The following is a 19257-nucleotide window of genomic DNA, read 5'->3' as shown; positions in this document are numbered from 1 at the left end:
GAGGAGCACCATGACCGACCCGGCCGCCGCCAGGCTGCGGAACGAGCTGACGCTCTACAACACCCTCGGCTACGCCGAGTCGCACTTCGAGCCGGCCGACGGCCGCACGGTGCTGATGTACGTGTGCGGGCCGACGGTGTACAGCTCGCCGCACATCGGCAACATGCGCACCTACCTGTTCAGCGACGTGCTGCGGCGGGTGCTGGCGCTGGCCGACTACGACCTGCGCGCGGTCATGAACATCACCGATGTCGGCCACCTCACCAGCGACGCCGACTCCGGTGACGACAAGATGGCGGCCGCGGCGGCGTCCGAGCGCATCACCGCCTGGGACGTCGCGGCGAAGTACACCGCCGCGTTCGACGACGACGTGCGCGCGCTCAACATCACGCCGATGACGGCGGTGCTCAAGGCCACCGACCACATCCCCCAGCAGATCGAGCTGATCCAGCGGCTGGAGGAGAAGGGGGTCGTCTACCGCACCGCCGACGGCATGTACTTCGACACCTCGCTGGTGCCCGCCTACGGCAAGCTCACGCCGAACGACGACCGCGAGAGCCTGCTGGCCGGCGTCCGCGTCGACCTGGGCGACAAGCGCAACCCCACCGACTTCGCGCTGTGGAAGTTCACGCCGCCCGACGCGCCGCAGCGCGACATGGAGTGGCCCTCCCCGTGGGGCACCGGCTTCCCCGGCTGGCACATCGAGTGCTCGGCGATGGCGATGGACACCCTCGGCGACACCCTCGACATCCACGTCGGCGGCATCGACCACATCGCCATCCACCACACCAACGAGATCGCCCAGAGCGAGACCGCGTCGGGCGCGCCGTTCTCGCGGTGGTGGATGCACGGGGCGTTCCTGACGCTCGAGGGCGAGCGGCGCATGGGCAAGTCGGAGGGCAACAAGATCACCCTCGAGACGCTGGTCGAGTGGGGCTTCGACCCGCTCGACTTCCGCTACCTCAACCTGCTCAGCCACTACCGCAGCCCGCTGACGTTCTCCCGCGAGATCCTGCAGTCGGCTGCGGTGGCGTTCGGTCGGCTGCGGCAGCGGGTGCAGGCGGTCGTCGCGGCCGCGGGTGCAGCGTCGCCGGCCGCGGGGTGGCAGGAGCACGCGCTCGTCGACCGCTTCGTCGACGCCCTCGCCGACGACCTCAACCTGCCGCGCGCGGTCACGGTGCTCGGCGACGTGCTGCGCGACGGCGACCTCGACGACGCCACCAAGGTCGCGATGGTCGGGCTGTTCGACCGCGTGCTCGGCCTCGACCTCCGCACCGCCCGCGACGACGCCGCCGCCCCGCCCGACGTCGTCGAGCTGGCCGAGCGCCGCCTCGCCCACCGGAAGGAGCGGGACTGGGCCGAGGCCGACCGCCTCCGCGACGAGATCGCCGCCCTCGGCTGGACGGTCGAGGACGACGCCGACGGCTTCCGCCTCACCCCCCTCCGCCCCTGACCTCCCGCCGGTAGTCGAGCAGCGAGCTCCAGCGACCGTCGCCGAGACCACCGGACCTCAGAACCCAGCCGGACCACACGGACCCTGAGCCTGTCGAAGGGCCCCCCCGGTGGTCGAGCAGCGAGCGTCTACGCGAGCGTCGTCGAAACCACCGGCCCACCACGGGAACGTTCGCATGGGGGCGCCCTTCGACAAGCTCAGGGTCCGTGCGCGTGCGTTCGCGTTGACGGTGCGGGGTCTCGACGACGGCCTCGCGCAGGCGCTCGGCCTGCTCGACCACCGGTGGTCCGTCTCCGGGCGGGGTCTCGAGGCTCGGCCGTGGCCGGCCTCGCACCTCGACCACCGTCAGCCCGACTCCGGTGGTTGAGCAGCGAGCCCCAGCGAGCGTCGTCGAAACCACCGGCCCACCAAAGCCAGCCCGACCCCACGGACCCTGAGCTTGTCGAAGGGCCCTCCGGAGCTCTCCACAGATCGTCGAACACCTCAGCGGTTGTCAGTGGTGGGCGGTAGAATTGGCGCATGCCGACCACCACCCAGACACCCCGCGTGAGCAGCGACCCGCTGCTCGACGCGGTCGAGTCCGTGGTGGCCGAGCAGGCCCGGATCGACGTCGCCAAGCTCCGCGCCGTGCTTGCCTGGGCAGCCGAGAACGAGGTGGACGACGCCGACTACATCGCCGACACCCTGGCCGAGCCTGGGCTCGAGGTAGCCGGCCCCGGCGCACCAGTCGTCCACGAGTGGGCCGCGCTCGACCTCGCGGCCGTCATGGGCGTCTCCACCGACTCCGGACTCCGATACCTCGGCCACGCCCTCGAGCTGCGCCACCGCCTGCCCCGCCTATACCGCCGGGTCCTAGATATGGAGGTTCCGGTGTGGCGGGCGTTCCGCGTCGCCGAGCACACCGTGATCCTTTGCAAGGTCGGCGCCGCGCTCGTCGACCAGGCCCTCGCGCCGTTCGCCCACGACCTGTCGCTCGCCCAGATCGAACGGACGACGGCCGCCGCCATCGCGCGGTTCGACCCCGAGGAAGCCGAACGTCGCCGGGTCGAAGCAGCCGAACGCCGGGGTGTCGACATCCGACTCAACGGGCTCGACGTCCCGATCAACGGCACCGTCGAGATCGCCGCCACCCTCGACGTCACCGACGCCATCGACCTCGAAGCCGCCGTCCAGGCAGGCGCCCGGCAGCTCGCCGACCTCGGATCGACCGAGACCCTCGACGTCCGCCGCTCCCAGGCGCTCGGCGAGATGGCCCGAGCCCAGCTCGCGCTCGGCCTCGACACCGAGCCCGGGTCGGGACGCGGCGTCACGCTCTACGCCCACCTCGACGCCACCGACGTCGGCGTCCTCGACAACACCCAGACCCCCGTGCTCATCGAGCAGATCAAGGAGTGGTGCGCGGCAGTCGGCACGAAGGTCACCGTCCGTCCGGTGATCGACCTGAACGTCGAGAAGTCCAGCGACGCCTACCGACCCAGCCCCGCCGTCGCCGACCACGTGATGCTCCGCGACCGCCATTGCGTCTTCCCACGCTGCACCAGACGACGGGTCGACCTCGACCACATCCACCCCTACGAGGCCGGCGGACCGACCTCGACGTCCAACCTCGCCCCGCTCTGCCGACGGCACCACCGCGCGAAGACCCACAGCAGGTGGCGCTACCGGATGCTCGAACCCGGCCTGTACGAGTGGACCAGCCCCACCGGCCGCACCTTCACCGTCGACCGACGCCGACGACCCTGACCGCCCCACACCCCGCCCCCCGCGGGGCTACCGGCATGCCCCGTGCGTCACGTTCGCGTTGACCCTGCGGGGTCTCGAGGCTCGGCCGTGGCCGGCCTCGCACCTCGACCACCGTCAAGGCCGACTCCGGCGGTTGAGCAGCGAGCTCTAGCGAGCGTCGTCGAAACCACCGGCCTCCACGAGAACGTTCGCGCGGGGCGCCCTTCGACAAGCTCAGGGTCCGTGCGGGCACGTACGCGTTGACCTTCCGGGGTCCTCGAGGCTCGGCCGTGGCCGGCCTCGCACCTCGACCACCGGAGATCCACGCGGACGTTCGCGCACGACGTCCCTTCGACAAGCTCAGGGTCCGTACGGTCGCGTATGCGTTGACTTCCCGGGGTCTCGACGACGACCTCGCGCTGACGCCGGGTCAGGGGCTAGAGGCGGTCGCCGAAGGTCTCGATCGCGTTCTGCGCCGTCATCCGCTCGCGCACGTTCGCGGGGAGGGAGGCGAGGGCGTGGCGGGGGTCGTCGAAGTCCCAGTGCGGGTAGTCCGAGCTGAACATCAGTGTCCGCTCGGCGTGCACGATCTCGAGCAGCGTGTGCAGGTGAGCGCGGCGGCGCGGTTCGGGCAGCGGCTGGCTGGTGAAGCGCACGTGGTCGACCAGGTACTCGCTCGGCAGCCTCCGCAGCCACGGCACCTCGTCGCGCAGACCCTTGACGTTCTTGTCGAGCCGCCACATCACGTCGGGGATCCAGGCCAGGCCGCCCTCGGTGATGACGACCTTCAGCCCGGGGAACCGCTCGAAGACGCCGTGGCACAGCAGGCTGGTCACGTTGGCCGCGAAGACCTGGCTCAGCCCGGTGTGCCACTCGACGTAGTAGGTCGGCGTCCCGCCCGCCGTCGGTGGGGAGGTGCGGAAGATGCCCTCGCCGGAGTTGGGGTGGACGCCGATCGGCAGACCGAGCTCGGCCGCCGCCTCGTAGATCGGGTAGTAGTGCCGCTGCCCCATGAGCAGGTTGGTCAGCGGCAGGAGCACACCCACGAACCGCTCGTCGGCGCCGGCGCGGCGTACCTCGGCCGCCGCCTGCTGCGGGTCCTGGACGCCGACCACGAGGTAGCCGCGGTAGCGCTCGTCGGCGTCGAGCCAGGTCTCGGCCAGCCAGTCGTTGTAGGCCGAGGCGATCATCGCGGCGGCGTCGGGGTCGGGCATGGCGCCGAGGCCCAGCACCTCGCCGCCGATCAGCACCGCGCGGTCGATGCCGTTGCCGTCGAGCAGCTGCTCGGCGGTGAAGGCGGGGTCGGAGCCGGGCGAGGACCCGTCGGGCGCCCGGGCGTCGTCGCGCAGCACCCCGGCCTGGTTGACGTAGAGCATGTTGCGCGGGATCGAGACCGCCTCGCGGTGCCCGATCGTCGACAGGTTGCGCCGGTCGTCGAGACCCAGCCGACGCTGCGCCCCACGCGACAGGTGCGGCCGCAGGTCGGTCATGCCGCCGGCCATGATCGGGTGCACGTCGCAGTCGACCAGGCCGTAGCGGCCCGGGGCGGGGTCGGTCATGGTCGGGCGCCTTCCTGTAGCGAAACCCTTGCGACGGATGCGTCCGAGCCGTCAGGGTCATGCTTAGCAAATCGTTTGGCATCGCGATAGGGGCGAGTTCGTGACGACAGAGATCAGGGTGGGCACCGTCGAGGAGCTGCGCCGCGAGGGCTGCCGCGTGGTCGTGGTCGACGGACGCCGCGTCGGCGTCATCAGCGTCGGCGAGGAGTTCTTCGCCATCAACGACAAGTGCCCGCACATGGGGGCCTCGATGTGCGCCGGCTCCCTGAGCGGCACGCTCGTCGCCGCCGCGCCCCACCAGTACGAGTACGGCCTCGACGACCGCGTCATCCGCTGTCCCTGGCATGGCTGGGAGTTCGACCTCGAGACCGGCCGCTCGCTGCTGGAGCCCAAGCGCAGCGGGCTGCGCACCTACCCCGTCACCCAGCGCGACGGCGACGTCGTGCTGCACGCCTGAGGGGCGAGCGTGCTCAAGGGCATCGACCCCGTGCTGGACGCCGACCTGCTCGGCCACCTGGCCGCCATGGGTCACGGCGACGTGCTGGCCCTCGTCGACCGCAACTTCCCGGCCGCCTCGAACGCCCGGCGGCTGGTCACGCTGCCCGGCGTCGACCTGGTGCGGGCCGCCCGCGCCGTCCTGTCCGTGCTGCCGGTCGACACCTTCGTCGAGCCCGCGGTGCTGCGCATGGGCGCGGTCGGCGACGTGCAGACCGTGCAACCGGTGCACGCCGACCTGCAGGACGTCGTCGACGAGGCCGAGGGACGCGCCGTCCCGTCGGCCGCGGTCGAGCGCTTCGAGTTCTACCGGCGCGCCCGGGAGGCCTACGTCGTGGTCGCCACGACCGAGGACCGGCCCTACGGCTGCTTCCTGATCACCAAGGGCGTCGTCTAGGCCGGCGACCGACGAGTTTCGTCGAACTGCTTGCCGCCCGCGCGGTGGCCGCCTACGGTCGGGCCAATCGATTTGCGTGACCACCGTCACTGACCGGGCCGAGACCGGTCGACCGCCGCCGAGGAGCCGCCATGACCGAGTCCGCCACCCACCTCGACCGCCGATCGGTGCTGCTCGGCGCCGCCGGCGCCGCCGCCGGTCTCGCCGCGGTCGGCACGCCCGGCCTGGCCGAGGCCGCCGTCGACGCCGACCGCGCCGCGACGTGGCGCCCGCCGCTGTGGCGCCAGGCCGCGCGCAAGGGCCTGGTCTTCGGCTCCTCGATCGCCACCTGGCAGCTCGACCAGGGCTACTCGACGCTGCACGGCCGCGAGGCCGGCCTGCTGTTCACCGAGGACGACCTGCTCTGGTACCAGCTCAAGCCGGGCCCCGACGCGAAGCTGAACTTCAAGCCCGGTGACCAGATCGTCGACGTCGCCGAGCAGAACGACCAGCTCGTGCTGGCCGCCCACCTCGCGTGGGACGAGGGCTTCGGCGAGGGCTGGGGCGACGACGACCTCTGGAACCTCAGCACCAAGGACGCCAAGAAGCTGCTCTACGGCGTGATCCGCCGCGAGGTCAGTCACTACAAGGGCCGCGTGAACGGCTGGATCGTCGCCAACGAGGTCTCCGACCCGGAGGAGGCCGACAAGTACGGCTTCCGCACCAACGTGCCCTGGTACAGCACGATCGGCCGCGGCTACGTCGCCGAGAGCTTCCACCTCGCCAAGGAGCACGACCCCAAGGCCCTGCGCCTGATCAACGAGTTCGGCTTCGAGACCGTCAACGAGTACGGCGACCGGCCCGAGGCCCGCCGCAAGGCCTACCTCAAGGTCATCGACCGGCTGCTCGACCAGAACGTGCCGCTGCAGGCCGTCGGCATCCAGGGCCACCTGCTCGCCGACGGCTTCCACAGGAAGTTCCACGAGAAGGGCTACCGCGCCTTCCTGCAGGAGATCGCCGACCGCGGCCTGCCGATCCTGATCACCGAGCTCGACGTGCTCGACGAGGGGCTGCCGAAGGCGATGGGCCCGCGCGACCGCAAGGTCGCCGACGTCTACCGCCACTACCTCGACGTGACCCTCGACGTGCGCGCGGTCAAGGCCGTCATCGCCTTCGGGCTCAGCGACCGCTACACCTGGCTCGACGAGGACCAGCCCCGCGCCGACGGCACCCACCGGCGTCCACTCGCCTTCGACCGCAGCATGCGACCCAAGCCCGCCTACTGGGCCATCAGCCGCGCGTTCAAGAACGCGCCGAAGCGCCAGCAGCTCTGGAAGCTGAAGAAGTAGCGGCTCACCGCACGGCGGCGGCCCGGCCGGTCGCCGCCGAGCGGTAGCCGGCCAGCGCCACCTCGAGAGCCCGGACGCCGTCCTCCCCCGTCGCGCACGGGTCGAGAACGGCGTCGCCGCGCACCGAGGCGAGGAACGCCTCGACCATGGCGCGATCGGGGTCGCTCCCGAACCCGGCGTGCCGCAGGCCGCGCGGCCCGCCCTCGCGGGTGCTGACGACGCGGATCGACTCGGCGCCGTCGGTGAGGCTCAGCGCCCCCTCGGTGCCGACCAGGCGCAGGTGGAAGTCGTAGTCCCACGGGTGGTCGGCCGGCACCGACCAGCTCGGGTCGATGCTGCCGACCGCGCCGCCGGCGAAGCGCAGCGAGACCACCGCGAGGTCGTCGACGCCGCAGTCCCACAGCAGGCTGCCGGCCTCGGCCGAGACCTCGGCGACCTCGAGCCCGCTCACGTGGCGCATCGCGTCGGTCACGTGCACCGAGTGGTCGATCAGGGCCCCGCCCCCGGCGGCCTCGGCGTCGGTGAGCCAGGCCGGGTACGACGGCGGCAGCGGCGGACGGCCGCGGTTGAGCCCCACGAGGCCGATCAGCTCGCCGAGCCGGCCGGCCCGTACCGTCTCGCGGGCGCGGGCGACCAGCGGCGTGAACCGCGCCGGGAACGCCACGTGCAGCTGGACGCCGGCCACGTGGCAAGCGGCGACCATCGCGTCGGCGTCCTCGAGCGTGGTGGCGATCGGCTTCTCGCACAGCACGTGCCGGCCGTGCGCGGCCGCGAGCTCGACGTGCGCGCGGTGGTCGGCGTTCGCGCTGCACACGAGCACCGCCTCCACCTCGGGCGAGGCGAGCAGGGCCTCCACGTCGTCGACGAGCGGCACCCCGAAGTCGTGGTGGATCCACCGCGTGTGCTCCGGCTCGGGGTCGTGGACGCCGACCACCCGCGCGTTCGGCGACGCGGTGACCGCCCGCGTGTACGCCCACGCGTGACCCGTGTGCGCCGCCCCCAGCACGGCGACCCCCACCGGCCGCATCGGTCGCGCGCTCACAGCGGCTCCCAGGTCGTCAGGTCGATCGTGCGACCGGTGCGGGCCGACTCGAGCGCGGCCAGCGCGGTGCGCAGGGACTCGGCGGCCTCGTGGGCCGGCACCGGCGGCGGCCCGCCGGCGCGGACGGCGTCGGTGAACGCCCGCAGCTCGCGGGTGAACTCGAGGTCGCCCAGCACGTCCCACCACTCGGTGTCACCGTCGTGGCGGTGCAGCACGCCGCCCATCAGCTGGTCGAGCTGCCACTCGATGCGACCCTCGGTGCCGACCACCTCGACGCCGAGCCGGAACCCCCGTGCCTCGGGGTGCGCCCAGCTGCACTCGACGTGCGCGAGAGCACCGCTCTCGTAACGCACTGTGGCGAGGGCGTAGGTCGCCGGTCCGGCCGGACTGTCGGCCGCCACGCAGTGCACCCGCACCGCCGGGCTGCCGACCAGCCACCGCGCGTAGTCGAAGGAGTGCACGCCCTGGTCGAGCAGCGGTCCCCCGGACGCCGCATGGTCGGCCAGCCAGCCGCCCTCGCTCCAGCCGGGCGGGGCGCTGGTGGTCGAGTGGGTGACCATCCGGACGGTCCCGATCTCGCCGGCCCGTACGGCGTCGTACGCCGCCCGGTGGTCGGGGCCCAACGCGCCACCTGGCCGATCGACAGCAGCCCGGGCGAGGCCGCGGCGGCCGCGAGCACCCGGCGCGCGTCGTCCAGCGTGCGGGTGATCGGCTTCTCGCACAGCACGTGCCGGCCGGCCTCGAGGGCCGCCACGGCGGCGTCGGCGTGCGCCCCCGGCGGGGTGCACACGTCGACCACGTCGACACCGAGGTGGAGCATCGCCGCGAGGTCGGTCACCGCCACCGCGCCGTGCCGCTCGGCAAGGCGCTCGGCCTTCTCGCGCACCGGGTCGCACACGGCCGCGACCCGCACCCCGGGCGAGTCGCGGTAGGCGTGGGCGTGGACGCCGGCGATCATCCCGGCCCCGACCAGCCCGACCGTGAGACCGGCCGGCTCCGCGCTCACCGCTCGTGCACCGCGATCGTGGGCGCCGCGGGCTGCAGGTCGGGGCCGAAGAACAGGTAGAGCTCGAGGTCGGTCGCGCCGTCGTTGACCACCTCGTGCTCGCGGGTCGCGGCGGCGTGGGTGACCACCAGCTCGTCGCGCCCCGGTTCGCCGCCGCGCACCTCGTGCCCGGCCAGCGTGCCGGCGCCGGACCACGCGAAGACGCTGTAGACGCCCGGCTCGTTCAGCCGGTGTCGTCCGCCGGGCGGGACGACGAGCCGCTTCCCGGCGTACTTGTCGGTGTTGTAGAAGACCCAGGACTCAGCAGCCGAACCCGCCGAGCCGTCGACCGGCTGCGGGCTCAGGTGACGGTTCTCGTAGAACCACGGGTCGCCGTTGACCTCCCAGTCGACGAACGCCAGCGCGGCCCGCTCCCCGTCGGCGGCCCGGTCGTCGGGGTGCACGTCCTTGAACAGCAGCTCCTTGCTGATGATCCGGCCGGCGTTGAGCGCCTGGAACATCGACAGCACGTCGGAGTCCTCCTGCAGCTCGAGGGTCAGCGCCGTGCCGGGCGCGTGCAGGACCCCCGACGGCACGTGGAACCCCTCCCCCGGCACCTGCAGCTCGGCCCGTGCGTGGCGCAGGACCATGTCGCTGTCCCAGTCGACGAGGTAGGGCAGCAGGACGTCGTGCGCCCGCTGCTCGGCGATCCACGGGTGCACGCCGAAGAACGTCTCGGGGTGTGCGCCGAGGTCGACGCCCGGCAGGAAGTGGTAGGACTCGTCCTTGGCGTTGCAGCCCACGCGCGCGGCCAACCGCTGCGGCGGGTGCACGTGGTAGGGCAGCCGGTGGGCGTAGTCGAAGATCTTCGCCAGCCGACCCAGCCCGGCAGGGTGGGACGCCGCGTAGTCCGCCCCCATCACCGCAGTCGGGTCGGCTGCCACGACGTCGCGCAGCAGCACCCGCTCACCGTGCTCGCCGACCACGTGGCTGAGCCCCTCGTCGTCCGGGCCGACGCGGTTGTCGGCGCGGGTGGTCGAGGCCAGCCAGCGCTCGCAGACCGCGCCGCGCTCGCCGAGGTCGTAGGCGTCGTCGGGCAGGCCGAGGCGGCGTCCGGGCGGCAGGAAGTCGCGTGCCACCCACGCCGGGTCGCACCGCAGGACGCCGTCCCCCTCGGCGAGCAGCCGCTCGACCAGCGCGCGGTCGGCGTCCGGCGAGGCGCTCACCCCTTGATGCCCGTGACCGCGATGCCCCGCACGAAGTGCCGCTGGAAGATGAGGAAGACCACGATCATCGGGACCGTCGCGATCACCGAGCCCGCGAAGAGCAGGTTCCAGTCGGTGCGGTTCTGCACGATGAACAGCGCCAGGCCCACCGGGGCGGTCATCTTGTCGGGATCCTGGAGGATCAGCAGCGGCCAGAGGAAGTCCTCCCACGCGCCCTGGAAGGTGAAGATCGCGTTGGCGGCCAGGGCCGGCATGCACAGCGGCAGCACCACGTTCCAGAAGATGCGGAACTCGCTCGCCCCGTCGATGCGCGCGGCGTCGAGCAGCTCGTCGGGGATCGAGAGCATGTACTGGCGCAGCAGGAAGATGCCGAACGCGCTGACCAGCCCCGGAGCGATGAGCCCGAAGTAGGAGTCGATCAGGCCCTGCCCGCCGTTGCCCATCCAGTCGTTGCCGCCGACGAACGGGATGTGCTGGATGATGATGTAGTTCGGGATCAGCGTGATCTGCCCCGGCACCATCATGGTGGCCAGGAACATCACGAAGATGACGTTGCGGCCGGGGAACTTCCGCTTGGCGAAGGTGTAGGCGCACAGCGCGTTGAAGAACGTCTGCAGCGTGGTGATGGTGATGGCCACGAACGCGCTGTTGGCGAACCACCGCCAGTTGCCACTGCCCTGCGACTGCTCGGCCTCCGTGAGCGTGCCGATGTTGAGGAAGCCCTTGTAGCCGCCCACGGTGGCCTCGTCGCCGGGCCACCACGTGGGCGGGTTGTTGAAGATCATCCCCTGCGGCTGGAACGAGGCGCTGATCAACCAGGCGAACGGCGCCACGAACAGGATGGCGATGGGCGCGAGCACGAGGTAGGTGCCCAGCTTGGCGCGCAGCGTCATCTGCTCGCGCTCGCGGGGCGCCCCGGCCGGCCGCTTCTCACGGTGCCAGCGACGACGCTTCGCCAGCACCGGCTCGGCGGCGGCCGCGCCGGCCTTGCGCAGCGCGATGGGCTCGTCGGCCACCCCGGTCATGCCTTGTCCCCGTCGCGGAACAGCCGCAGCTGGAAGGCGGTGAAGACCAGCAGCATCGCGAAGAGCGCGAAGGCGAGGGTGCTCGCGTAGCCCATGTCGTAGTACTTGAAGGCCCAGAGGTACATGTAATAGACCATCGTCGTCGTCTTGTTGACCGGCCCGCCCTGCGTCATCACGAAGATCTGGGTGAAGACCTGCAGCGAGCCGATGATGCCGATGACGAGCAGGAACAACGTCGTGGGACGCAGCAGCGGGATCGTCACGTGCCGGATGCGCTGCAGCGTGCTCGCGCCGTCGAGCTTGGCCGACTCGTAGAGCTCGTAGGGCACCGACTGCAGGCCCGCGAGGTAGATGACCATCGAGAAGCCGACGCCGCTCCAGATGCTCATCAGGACCACCGACGGCATCGCCAGGTTCTGGCTGGAGAGCCACTGCAGCGGCTCGTCGATGACGTGGCCCTTCATCAGGTAGTAGTTGAAGAGGCCGAAGTCGCCGTTGTAGAGCCACTTCCACAGCAGGGCCGAGACGACGAACGGCGTCACCACCGGCAGGTAGTAGGCCGTGCGGAACAGCGCCCGGCCGCGCAGCGGCTGGTTGAGCAGCAGGGCCAGGCAGAGACCGATGAACATCGTGATCGGCACCGAGGCGCCGGTGAAGTAGATGGTGTTGAGCACCGACTGCACGAACCGCTCGTCGTCGACCATGTCGCGGTAGTTCTGCAGCCCGACGAACGGCTTCTCCGGCTCGATGATGCTCCACCGGTGGAAGGTCAGCCAGGCCGCGAAGACCAGGGCCCCGAGGGTGAAGACCGAGAAGATGAGCATCCCCGGAGCGATGAACAGGTACGCCGACCGCTCCCGCCACATGCGCCAGGCCAGCCTGCGCAGGCCGCGCGCCTCGCGGATGTCCGTGCGATCGGGGGGCTTGCTGTCCGGCTTGCGCTCCGGTGCGACCGCCGTCGACATGGCTGCTCCTTGGCTCGTGTTCGGTGCGGGCCACGCGAAGCTGCCGGCCCCGAGGTGGGTCCGCCCGGACCCCCGCGTGCTGCGAGGGCCCGGGCGGGACGTGGTGCGAGTGCGGTGGTGCGGGTGGGTCAGTTGCCGCGGGCGAGGATCGCCTCGGCCTGCTGAGCGGTGTTGTCGAGGGCCTCGTCGGCGCTCTGCTCGCCGTACATCGCCTTGCCGAGCTCTTCGTTGAGGATGGTCTCGATGCGCGGGAACTTCGGGTTCGACGCCGTCGGCGCGACGCCGCACGCCATCAGGTCGATGAAGCCCTGCAGCACCGGCTTCTCCTCGGTGATCTCGTCACCCTCGAGCAGCGAGGTCAGCGGCGGGAGCAGCGTGCCCTCGGTCTTGTAGGTCAGGCGGGCCAGCGTCTCGGGCCGGGAGAGGAACTCCATCCACAGCCAGGCCGCGTCGGCGTTCTCGGTGTCGGCGAGCATCATCAGCGCGTCGCCGGCGATGCTGGTCTTGCAACCGGCGTCGCCCTCGGGCAGCGGCGCGGTGGCCCACTTGCCCTCGATGTCGGGGTACTCCTCGGTGAGCGTGCCCGCGAACCAGGCGCCGGCCATGTACATCGCGACCTGACCCTCAGCAAAGGCGACTCGGCCGTCGTAGGAGTTGGAGTTCAGGTAGTCCTTCGGCGAGTAGTTCGCCAGGTTGACGTAGAACTCGGCGGCCTTGCGACCCTCGTCGCTGTCGAAGGCGATCTCCTTGCCGTCGGGGCTGAGCAGGTCGCCGCCCGCCTGGAAGAGCCATGGCTGGAAGTAGTAGGCCGACTCGGGCGCGAAGACCTCGTAGCCGTACTGGCTCGCCGACTCGTCGGTCAGTGCCTCGGCGGTCTGCTGGAACTCGTCCCAGGTGGTCGGCGGGTTCTCGATGCCGGCCTCCTCGAACAGGTCGGTGCGGTAGAACAGGCCCGTGGTCTCGCCGCCCATCGGCAGGCCCCACATCTTGTCGTCGTAGGTGACGAACTGACGGAAGGCGTCGACGTAGTCGTCGGCGACGACGACCTCGCTGCGGTCGAGGTAGTTGACCAGGTCGGCGGCCGCGTTGCGGCTCGCGTAGTCGGCCACGTCGCTGGCGTTGACGTAGGCGACGTCGGGGGCGTTGTTGCCGGCGATGCGGGTGGTGAGCACCTGGCCGGCCTGCTCGGCCGGCACGTTCTCGAACTTGATGGTGATGTTCGGGTACTCCTCGTTGAACTCCTTGGCCAGCTTCTTCATCTCCGGCTGCTGGCCGATCCAGGAGAAGAAGGTGACCTCGGTGGGCTCGTCGGGCTGCTGGACGGCACCCTCGCCCTCACCGACCGGCTCGGGCGGGTCATCCGAGGAGCTGCCGCAGGCGCTCAGTCCGAGGGCGGCGGCGGTCAGCAGCGCCGCGACCGCGGCGGTGCTACGGGTGTGGCGCGACAGTCTGGATCTCACCGGAGTTCACTCCCCTTGTTGTCTCACAGCGGCGATGGGAGACCGCTCCGCGACCCGAAGCACGAACCGACGCAAATCGTTTGGCTCCCTCAGGCCGAGAGCATCGTTCGGCGCCGGAGGTTTGTCAACGACTTCGCGTGGTTTCGGTCACACCCGACGGGGAGAGACTGGCGCGGCGACCGGCCGACGGGGCCACCCCGTAGCGCCGACGGTAGGCCCGGCCGAAGTGCGAGAGGCTGTTGAACCCCGCCGCGTGGCACACCTCGCCGACGGGCAGCGCGGTCGAGACGAGCAGCGAGCGCGCGAAGCGCAGCCGGCGCTCCTGCAGGTAGGTCTGGAACGGCACGCCCGCGTGCTGCCGGAATCGCTCGCTGAACCAGTTCGGCGACAGGTGGGCGACCGCGGCCACCTCGGCGAGGGTGAGCGGCTCACGGAAGTGCCGGTCGACGTGCAGGACGGCGGCCCGCAGGTCGGCCTCGACGTCCCCCACCGGGTCGGTCGGCCGATCGGCGGACCCACACCGGCGCGCCAGCTCGACGAGCAGGCAGGCGACGATCGCCGCCGTGACCTGCGCCGATCCGGTGCGGGGCTCCTCGCACTCGCGCTGCAGGCGGTCGAAGTCGGGACGGGCGTCGGCGAAGTCGTCGACCAGCCACGGGAACTCGTCCGACCCGGGGCTGCCGGGGCCACCGAGGGCCGCGAGGTGCCCCTCGACGAGCGCGGGGTCGATCACGGTGTTGAAGCAGGCCAACGGCGCAGGGCCCGTCGTCCGGATCTCGTGGACGTCGGCCGGCGAGAGCAGGAAGGCGCTGCCCGGACCGAGGTGGTGACGTCGCCCGTTGACGACGTGATCGGCCTCCCCGTCGAGCACCAGGCTGAGCTCGTAGTAGTCGTGCCAATGGGCCTCGACCGTGCGCAGCCGCGGCCGCATGACCCGCGCGCCTCCCTGGGGCGGCAGGAGCGAGGCGACGCTGTAGCGCTCGACGAGGTCGGTCACGGGCCCTCCCGGACGCCGTCGAGATGCACGCACCTCAAATCGTTTTGGCGGTTTCCGGCGGCTACAGTACCGCCATGCCACGCAGCCGCACCTCCGCGGCGCCGGAGGCTCCGACCCGGGTGACGATCTCGCACGTGGCCGAGCGGGCCGGCGTCAGCCCCACCACGGTCTCGCACGTGCTCTCGCGCAAGCGCGTCGTCGGCGAGGCCACACGGACGACCGTGCTCGAGGCCATCCGTGAGCTCGGCTACCGGCCCAACCACGTGGCCCGCAACCTGCGCACCCGCCAGTCGCACATGCTCGCGGTCGTCGTGCCCGACATCACCAACCCGTTCTACGCCGTGCTCACCCGCGGGCTCGCCGACGCCGTCGACGCCGCCGGCTACGGCACCGTGGTCTGCAACACCGACGGGCAGCACGACCGTGAGCGCCGCCTGTTCGAGGACGTCATGGACCGCGGCGTCGACGGCATCGTCTTCGCCTCGGGCGAGATCGCCAACGAGATCAGCTTCGGCCCGGCCGACCAGAGCACCCCGATCGTGTGCATCGGCGAGCAGCTCGACCACCCGATGTGCGACGCCGTCATCCCCGACGACGGCGCGGGCTCGCGCGAGGCGGCGGCCTTCCTCGCCGCCCGCGGTTACTCCCGCATCGCCATGATCCAGGGCCCGCCCCGCTACGGCACCCAGCGCACCGCCGGGTTCCGGGCCGCGATGCAGGCCGACAAGCGGCGGGTGCCGGCCAAGCACCTCGTGCGCGGCGACTGGACGCGCAGGGGCGGCTACGAGGCCATGCAGGCCCTGATGGCGCTGCCGCAGCGCCCCGACGCGGTCTTCTGCGCCAACGACCTGATGGCGATCGGCGCGCTCGACGTGGCCCACGAGCTCGGTCTGCGGGTGCCCGACGACGTGGCCGTCGTCGGCTTCGACGACGTCGACGCCGCCACCATCGTCACGCCGCAGCTGACCACCGTGCGCAACCCGGCCTACGAGGTGGGCAGCGCCGCCGGCGACCTCGTGCTCAGCCGCATCACCGGCCGCTACGCGGGCGCCGGGCGCACCGTCGTCCTGCCGTGCTCGCTGGTCGAGCGCGGCACCGCCTGACCCCCCTTCGACAGGCTCAGGGTCCGTCCGGGCTCAGGGGCCGTCGTCCGCGCGCTCGAGGCGGATCGCCAGCAGCGTCTCGAGCGCCACCGACTCGCTGTCGCGCGCGCCCTCCCCCACCTGCAGCGGCGGCGGCGACGGCTCGAGACGGACGCCGCGCCACCGGCCCAGCCGTCGCGGCGGCACCGTGAGCACGTAGTAGACGCCGTCGACCCCGACCCCCAGCGAGCGGTCGTTGCGCAGGTACCAGCCGGTGACGCCGGTCGGGTAGCGCGCCCGGCCCGACCACGGCCGGGCGGTTAGCTCGGAGGTGGGCAGGCCGCGTGCGGTCGCCTCGGCAGCGAACGCCTCGACCATCGCCTGGGCGCGCTCGGACTCGGCGTCGCGCTGGCGCTGCTGGGCGTCGCGGATCGCGCCGGCCCGCTCGGCCCGCTCGCGACGGCTCCGTTCGAGATCGTCGAGCTCGTCGTCACTCGTCAGCGGTGATCACCGCCTTCACGAAGCCCTCGGGCTTGTCGCGCAACGCCGCGAACGCCTCGTCGATCCGCTCCAGCGGGTAGCGGTGCGTCACCAGCCCCGCCATCGACAGCACGCCCGACGAGACGAGCCGCATGCCGGCGTCCATGCCCCTCATGATGGTCGGCAGGTCGCGGAAGTGGGCGTTGAGGATCGTGAAGGCCATCCAGTTCCAGTAGGCCAGGGGCACCTCGCGGCTCGCGCCCTGGTGGAACCCGACGACCGCCACCTTGCCGCTCATCCGCGTCGTCTCGCCGCACACGGTGAGCCCCGGTTGCGTGCCGGTGCACTCGAAGCTCACGTCGGCCCCACGGCCGTCGGTGAGCGAGCGGACGACGTCGGGCAGCGACTCGCGGGTGACGTCGACGACCCGGGTGGCGCCGCGCGCGGCGGCCCGGTCGAGCGCCTCGGCCCGGGTGTCGGCCACGACGACCTGCCTCGGGCCCCGCAGCGCGACCAGGTCCTGCACCAGGTTGCCCATGAAGCCGGCCCCGACCACGACGACGTCGTCGCCCAGCCGCGGGTCGGCCAGCTCGACGGCGTTGAGCGCGCAGGCCAGTGGCTCGGCCAGCGCCAGCTCGAGGGGGCCGTCGCCGGCCGGGAAGCAGCGGTCGGCGCGCACGGCGACGTACTCGGCGAACCCGCGCTCGGTGACCCAGACCCCGACGCGGTCACCGACGGCGAGCGTCGTCACCGCGGGCCCGACCTCCTCGACGATCCCGCTCACCTCGTGGCCGGGGTGGCGCACCTCGCCGTCGGGCGGCCCCTCGAGCCAGGTCTCGAGCTCGGACGCGCACACGCCCGAGGCCACGACCCGGACGAGCACCTCGTCGGGCCCGACGTCGGGCAGCGGCGCCTCCTCGATCTCGAAGCGCTGCGGGCCGCGCAGGGCCGCGATCCTCACGGGAGGTCGCCGTCGTGCAGCACGACGATCGAGTAGACGCCCAGCCCCTCGACCCGCACCACGTGCACGCCGTCCTCGTGGACGACGTCGAGCCCGACCCGGCGCCCGTCGCTGGTCACGAGCGTGGCCCGGCCGCGGGGCTCGGGGGTGCGCACCCGCAGGGTCGCGTCGCTCACCGGCCGCACCGCGTCGTCGACGGCGTCGTAGTCGTAGTTGACCACGTGCAGAGCGTAGGAGCCGTCGGCCAGGTGCTGCAGGTTCGTCGTCACCGCGGCCGAGGTGTCGACCTGGCGACCGTGCGGCAGGACGTCGTCCAGCACCGTGCGGTCGGCGGTCACGACCCGCTCGTGGTCGGGCAGCGACGCCGCGACGCGGTCGGTGACGACCACGGTGCCGCCGCCGGCGAGGTAGCCCTCGAGCGCCCCGACCTGGCCGTCGGTGAGCGCGTAGGCGTCGGGCAGCACCAGGGTCGCGTAGCGGGCCAGTGCCTCGGCGCTCGCGCGGTCGGGTGCGGTGACGCCGTCGGCGAAGATCACCACGTCGAACGGCACGGCGGCGTCGGCCAACCGTCGGGTGAGGTCGCGGTAGGGCACCACGACGGACTCGTCGCGCAGGTTGAGGGTGTTGTCACTGGCGTCGGCCCTCCCGATCAGCTCGCGCGTGCTCTCCACGCTGAAGACGACCGCGACCTCGTTGGCCGTGGGCCGGGCGACGAGGTGCTCGTGGTCGGCGAGGAAGGCCTGGATCTCGGTGGCCAGTCCGTGCGGGGCGTGGAAGGAGTCCTCGATGACGCTGCCCATCCACGACCCGTAGGGCACCGACATGTTGGCGCCGAACGCGGCGGCCTCGAACAGCGAGAGCCGGAAGAGGTCGTGGCCCCTGCCCTCGGCGAGCAGCCCGATCAGCTCGGGCACCACGCCGCCGTAGGGGTTCTCGACCACCACGACGTCCTTGTCGCCGGCGAACGCCGCGACGTAGCGGTACCACTCCGGCTGGCGGTAGGTGGTGTTGCGCATCTCGGTGACGACGAGGTCGACGTCGTCGGCCAGGGCGAGGTACATCGGCTCGAGGTTGAAGAAGTTGCCCGACACGATGATCTCGCGGCCCACCGACCGCGCGTACTCGCGCGCGTAGTCGGCCAGCTCGGCGAAGTAGCGCTTGATGGCCAGGCACTGGAAGGCGTAGTAGGCGCCGAACAGCGGCGTCCGCTCCCGCCCCTCCTTGAAGTCGAAGCCGCGCTCGAGCAGCCACTCGCCGTAGTGGAACGTGGCGAGGTCGACGCCGTCCAGCTCGGGCTGCGGGTGGTCGTGCAGGTGGGCGCGGAAGCCTTTCATGCAGTCCTTGCAGAAGCAGGCGCCGTACTGGAAGGCGCCCATCGGCAGCTCGGCCTCGTCGAGCTGGATGCCGTCGACGCCGGCGTCGACCTGGATGCGGATGACGGCCTTGAGGTACTCACGCCACACGGGGTTGTTGCGGTCCATGTAGAAGCACTGGTGCTCGCGGTCGGGGCACTCGACCCAGTGCGCGTGGCACGGCTGCTGGTGGATGTCGCGGACCACGCACTCCTCGATGAGGTCGGTGACCGGCTCGCCGTCGCTGTTGACCAGGCCACCCGGGAAGTAGCGCTCCACCGGCGGCCACAGCCGGGGGTAGCGGTTCGAGGAGAACTCGCGCAGTCCCATCCAGTCGCGCTTGCCGACGCCGCGCAGCTCGTTGATCGCGAGGACGGCGTCCTCCTCCTCGCTCAGCTCGACCGGGAACTCCCAGCCCTGGGCCTCGAAGACGATGCCGAGCACCTTGATGCCGCGCTCGTGGCAGGCGGCGATGAACTCGCTGTCGTTGACGAAGCCGTAGAACCGCGAGCGCGCGTCGACCGGGCCGAAGGCCTCCTGCTCGAGGTAGGGCAGCGACAGCGACCCGCCGCCCATCGAGGCCCACACCAGCACGGTGGCGCGGAAGTCGACGAGGTCGTCGACCATCCGCAGCCGGCGCGGCGGCAGGCTCGGGTGGTAGCAGTGCTGGCGCGGGAACCAGGCGTCGAAGTAGACACCGCGGTGCATGGCAAGGCCTCTCGGTCGGG

The 19257-nt window shown here is 71.7% G+C and carries 17 protein-coding genes and 1 pseudogene; 6 read left to right on the top strand and 12 right to left on the bottom strand.

Annotated features, from left to right (window positions below; translation table 11 throughout):
• Positions 1-10: 10 nt before the first annotated feature.
• On the top strand, positions 11-1453 hold the full coding sequence (gene cysS, locus ABEA04_RS07495) for a cysteine--tRNA ligase (protein ID WP_345456406.1): 1443 nt from the start codon (positions 11-13) through the stop codon (positions 1451-1453).
• A 519-nt stretch (positions 1454-1972) separates the two neighbouring features.
• Positions 1973-3196, top strand: a complete 1224-nt coding sequence (locus ABEA04_RS07490) for an HNH endonuclease signature motif containing protein (protein WP_345456403.1) — start codon at positions 1973-1975, stop codon at positions 3194-3196.
• Positions 3197-3612: 416 nt separating this feature from the next.
• Here the strand turns inward: ABEA04_RS07490 and ABEA04_RS07485 are convergent, their stop codons facing one another.
• The gene (locus tag ABEA04_RS07485; protein WP_345456400.1) at positions 3613-4734 is read right to left on the bottom strand and encodes an amidohydrolase family protein; all 1122 of its coding nucleotides are present in this window, start codon (positions 4732-4734) and stop codon (positions 3613-3615) included.
• A gap of 100 nt (positions 4735-4834) precedes the next feature.
• Here ABEA04_RS07485 and ABEA04_RS07480 point away from each other — a divergent pair, with 100 nt between their 5' ends.
• From ABEA04_RS07480 to ABEA04_RS07470, 3 genes are all read left to right on the top strand, one after another.
• Entirely contained in the window at positions 4835-5191 is a 357-nt protein-coding gene (locus ABEA04_RS07480; RefSeq protein WP_345456398.1) for a Rieske (2Fe-2S) protein, read from the top strand.
• A 9-nt stretch (positions 5192-5200) separates the two neighbouring features.
• Complete coding sequence (locus tag ABEA04_RS07475) at positions 5201-5626, top strand: RbsD/FucU family protein (protein ID WP_345456396.1); 426 nt, start codon at positions 5201-5203, stop codon at positions 5624-5626.
• Positions 5627-5757: 131 nt separating this feature from the next.
• Entirely contained in the window at positions 5758-6954 is a 1197-nt protein-coding gene (locus ABEA04_RS07470) for an endo-1,4-beta-xylanase (protein ID WP_345456393.1), read from the top strand.
• 4 nt (positions 6955-6958) lie between these two features.
• Here ABEA04_RS07470 and ABEA04_RS07465 read toward each other — a convergent pair whose 3' ends face one another.
• The 8 genes and pseudogenes from ABEA04_RS07465 to ABEA04_RS07435 all read right to left on the bottom strand — a co-directional run bounded on the left by ABEA04_RS07465 (position 6959) and on the right by ABEA04_RS07435 (position 14654).
• Complete coding sequence (locus tag ABEA04_RS07465; protein ID WP_345456390.1) at positions 6959-7996, bottom strand: Gfo/Idh/MocA family protein; 1038 nt, start codon at positions 7994-7996, stop codon at positions 6959-6961.
• Positions 7993-8718: a Gfo/Idh/MocA family protein gene (locus ABEA04_RS07460; RefSeq protein WP_345456387.1), complete on the bottom strand. Its 726-nt coding sequence runs from the start codon at positions 8716-8718 to the stop codon at positions 7993-7995. Before ABEA04_RS07460 ends, ABEA04_RS07465 begins: the two co-directional genes overlap by 4 nt.
• Positions 8646-9002 (bottom strand): annotated as a pseudogene (locus ABEA04_RS23005) (Gfo/Idh/MocA family protein); the annotation flags it as partial. The gene ABEA04_RS07460 and the pseudogene ABEA04_RS23005, both read right to left, overlap by 73 nt.
• Complete coding sequence (locus ABEA04_RS07455; RefSeq protein WP_345456384.1) at positions 8999-10207, bottom strand: hypothetical protein; 1209 nt, start codon at positions 10205-10207, stop codon at positions 8999-9001. The gene ABEA04_RS07455 and the pseudogene ABEA04_RS23005, both read right to left, overlap by 4 nt.
• Positions 10204-11232 (bottom strand): carbohydrate ABC transporter permease, encoded by a 1029-nt coding sequence (locus ABEA04_RS07450; protein ID WP_345456382.1) that lies wholly within the window; start codon positions 11230-11232, stop codon positions 10204-10206. The genes ABEA04_RS07455 and ABEA04_RS07450 overlap by 4 nt, the downstream gene beginning before the upstream one ends.
• A complete protein-coding gene (locus tag ABEA04_RS07445) occupies positions 11229-12197 on the bottom strand; it encodes a carbohydrate ABC transporter permease (RefSeq protein ID WP_345456379.1) in 969 nt (322 codons plus the stop codon). The genes ABEA04_RS07450 and ABEA04_RS07445 overlap by 4 nt, the downstream gene beginning before the upstream one ends.
• Positions 12198-12325: 128 nt before the next feature.
• Entirely contained in the window at positions 12326-13657 is a 1332-nt protein-coding gene (locus ABEA04_RS07440; protein WP_345456376.1) for an ABC transporter substrate-binding protein, read from the bottom strand.
• Positions 13658-13781: 124 nt separating this feature from the next.
• On the bottom strand, positions 13782-14654 hold the full coding sequence (locus tag ABEA04_RS07435) for a helix-turn-helix transcriptional regulator (RefSeq protein WP_345456373.1): 873 nt from the start codon (positions 14652-14654) through the stop codon (positions 13782-13784).
• Between the two features lie 74 nt (positions 14655-14728).
• Between ABEA04_RS07435 and ABEA04_RS07430 the strand changes: the two genes are divergently transcribed.
• Entirely contained in the window at positions 14729-15757 is a 1029-nt protein-coding gene (locus ABEA04_RS07430) for a LacI family DNA-binding transcriptional regulator (RefSeq protein WP_345456370.1), read from the top strand.
• 33 nt (positions 15758-15790) lie between these two features.
• Here ABEA04_RS07430 and ABEA04_RS07425 read toward each other — a convergent pair whose 3' ends face one another.
• The 3 genes from ABEA04_RS07425 to ABEA04_RS07415 all read right to left on the bottom strand — a co-directional run bounded on the left by ABEA04_RS07425 (position 15791) and on the right by ABEA04_RS07415 (position 19237).
• Entirely contained in the window at positions 15791-16114 is a 324-nt protein-coding gene (locus ABEA04_RS07425) for a hypothetical protein (protein ID WP_345456367.1), read from the bottom strand.
• 112 nt (positions 16115-16226) lie between these two features.
• Entirely contained in the window at positions 16227-17177 is a 951-nt protein-coding gene (locus tag ABEA04_RS07420) for a zinc-binding dehydrogenase (RefSeq protein ID WP_345456364.1), read from the bottom strand.
• Positions 17174-19237, bottom strand: coding sequence for a type 1 glutamine amidotransferase family protein (locus ABEA04_RS07415; protein ID WP_345456361.1), 2064 nt, complete (start codon positions 19235-19237; stop codon positions 17174-17176). The genes ABEA04_RS07420 and ABEA04_RS07415 overlap by 4 nt, the downstream gene beginning before the upstream one ends.
• Positions 19238-19257: the final 20 nt, after the last annotated feature.

This window comes from Nocardioides marinquilinus, assembly GCF_039543705.1.
Lineage (GTDB): Bacteria > Actinomycetota > Actinomycetes > Propionibacteriales > Nocardioidaceae > Nocardioides > Nocardioides marinquilinus.
The sequence above is the reverse complement of the archived record's forward strand: the minus strand, read 5'-3'. Positions and strand labels throughout refer to the sequence as shown.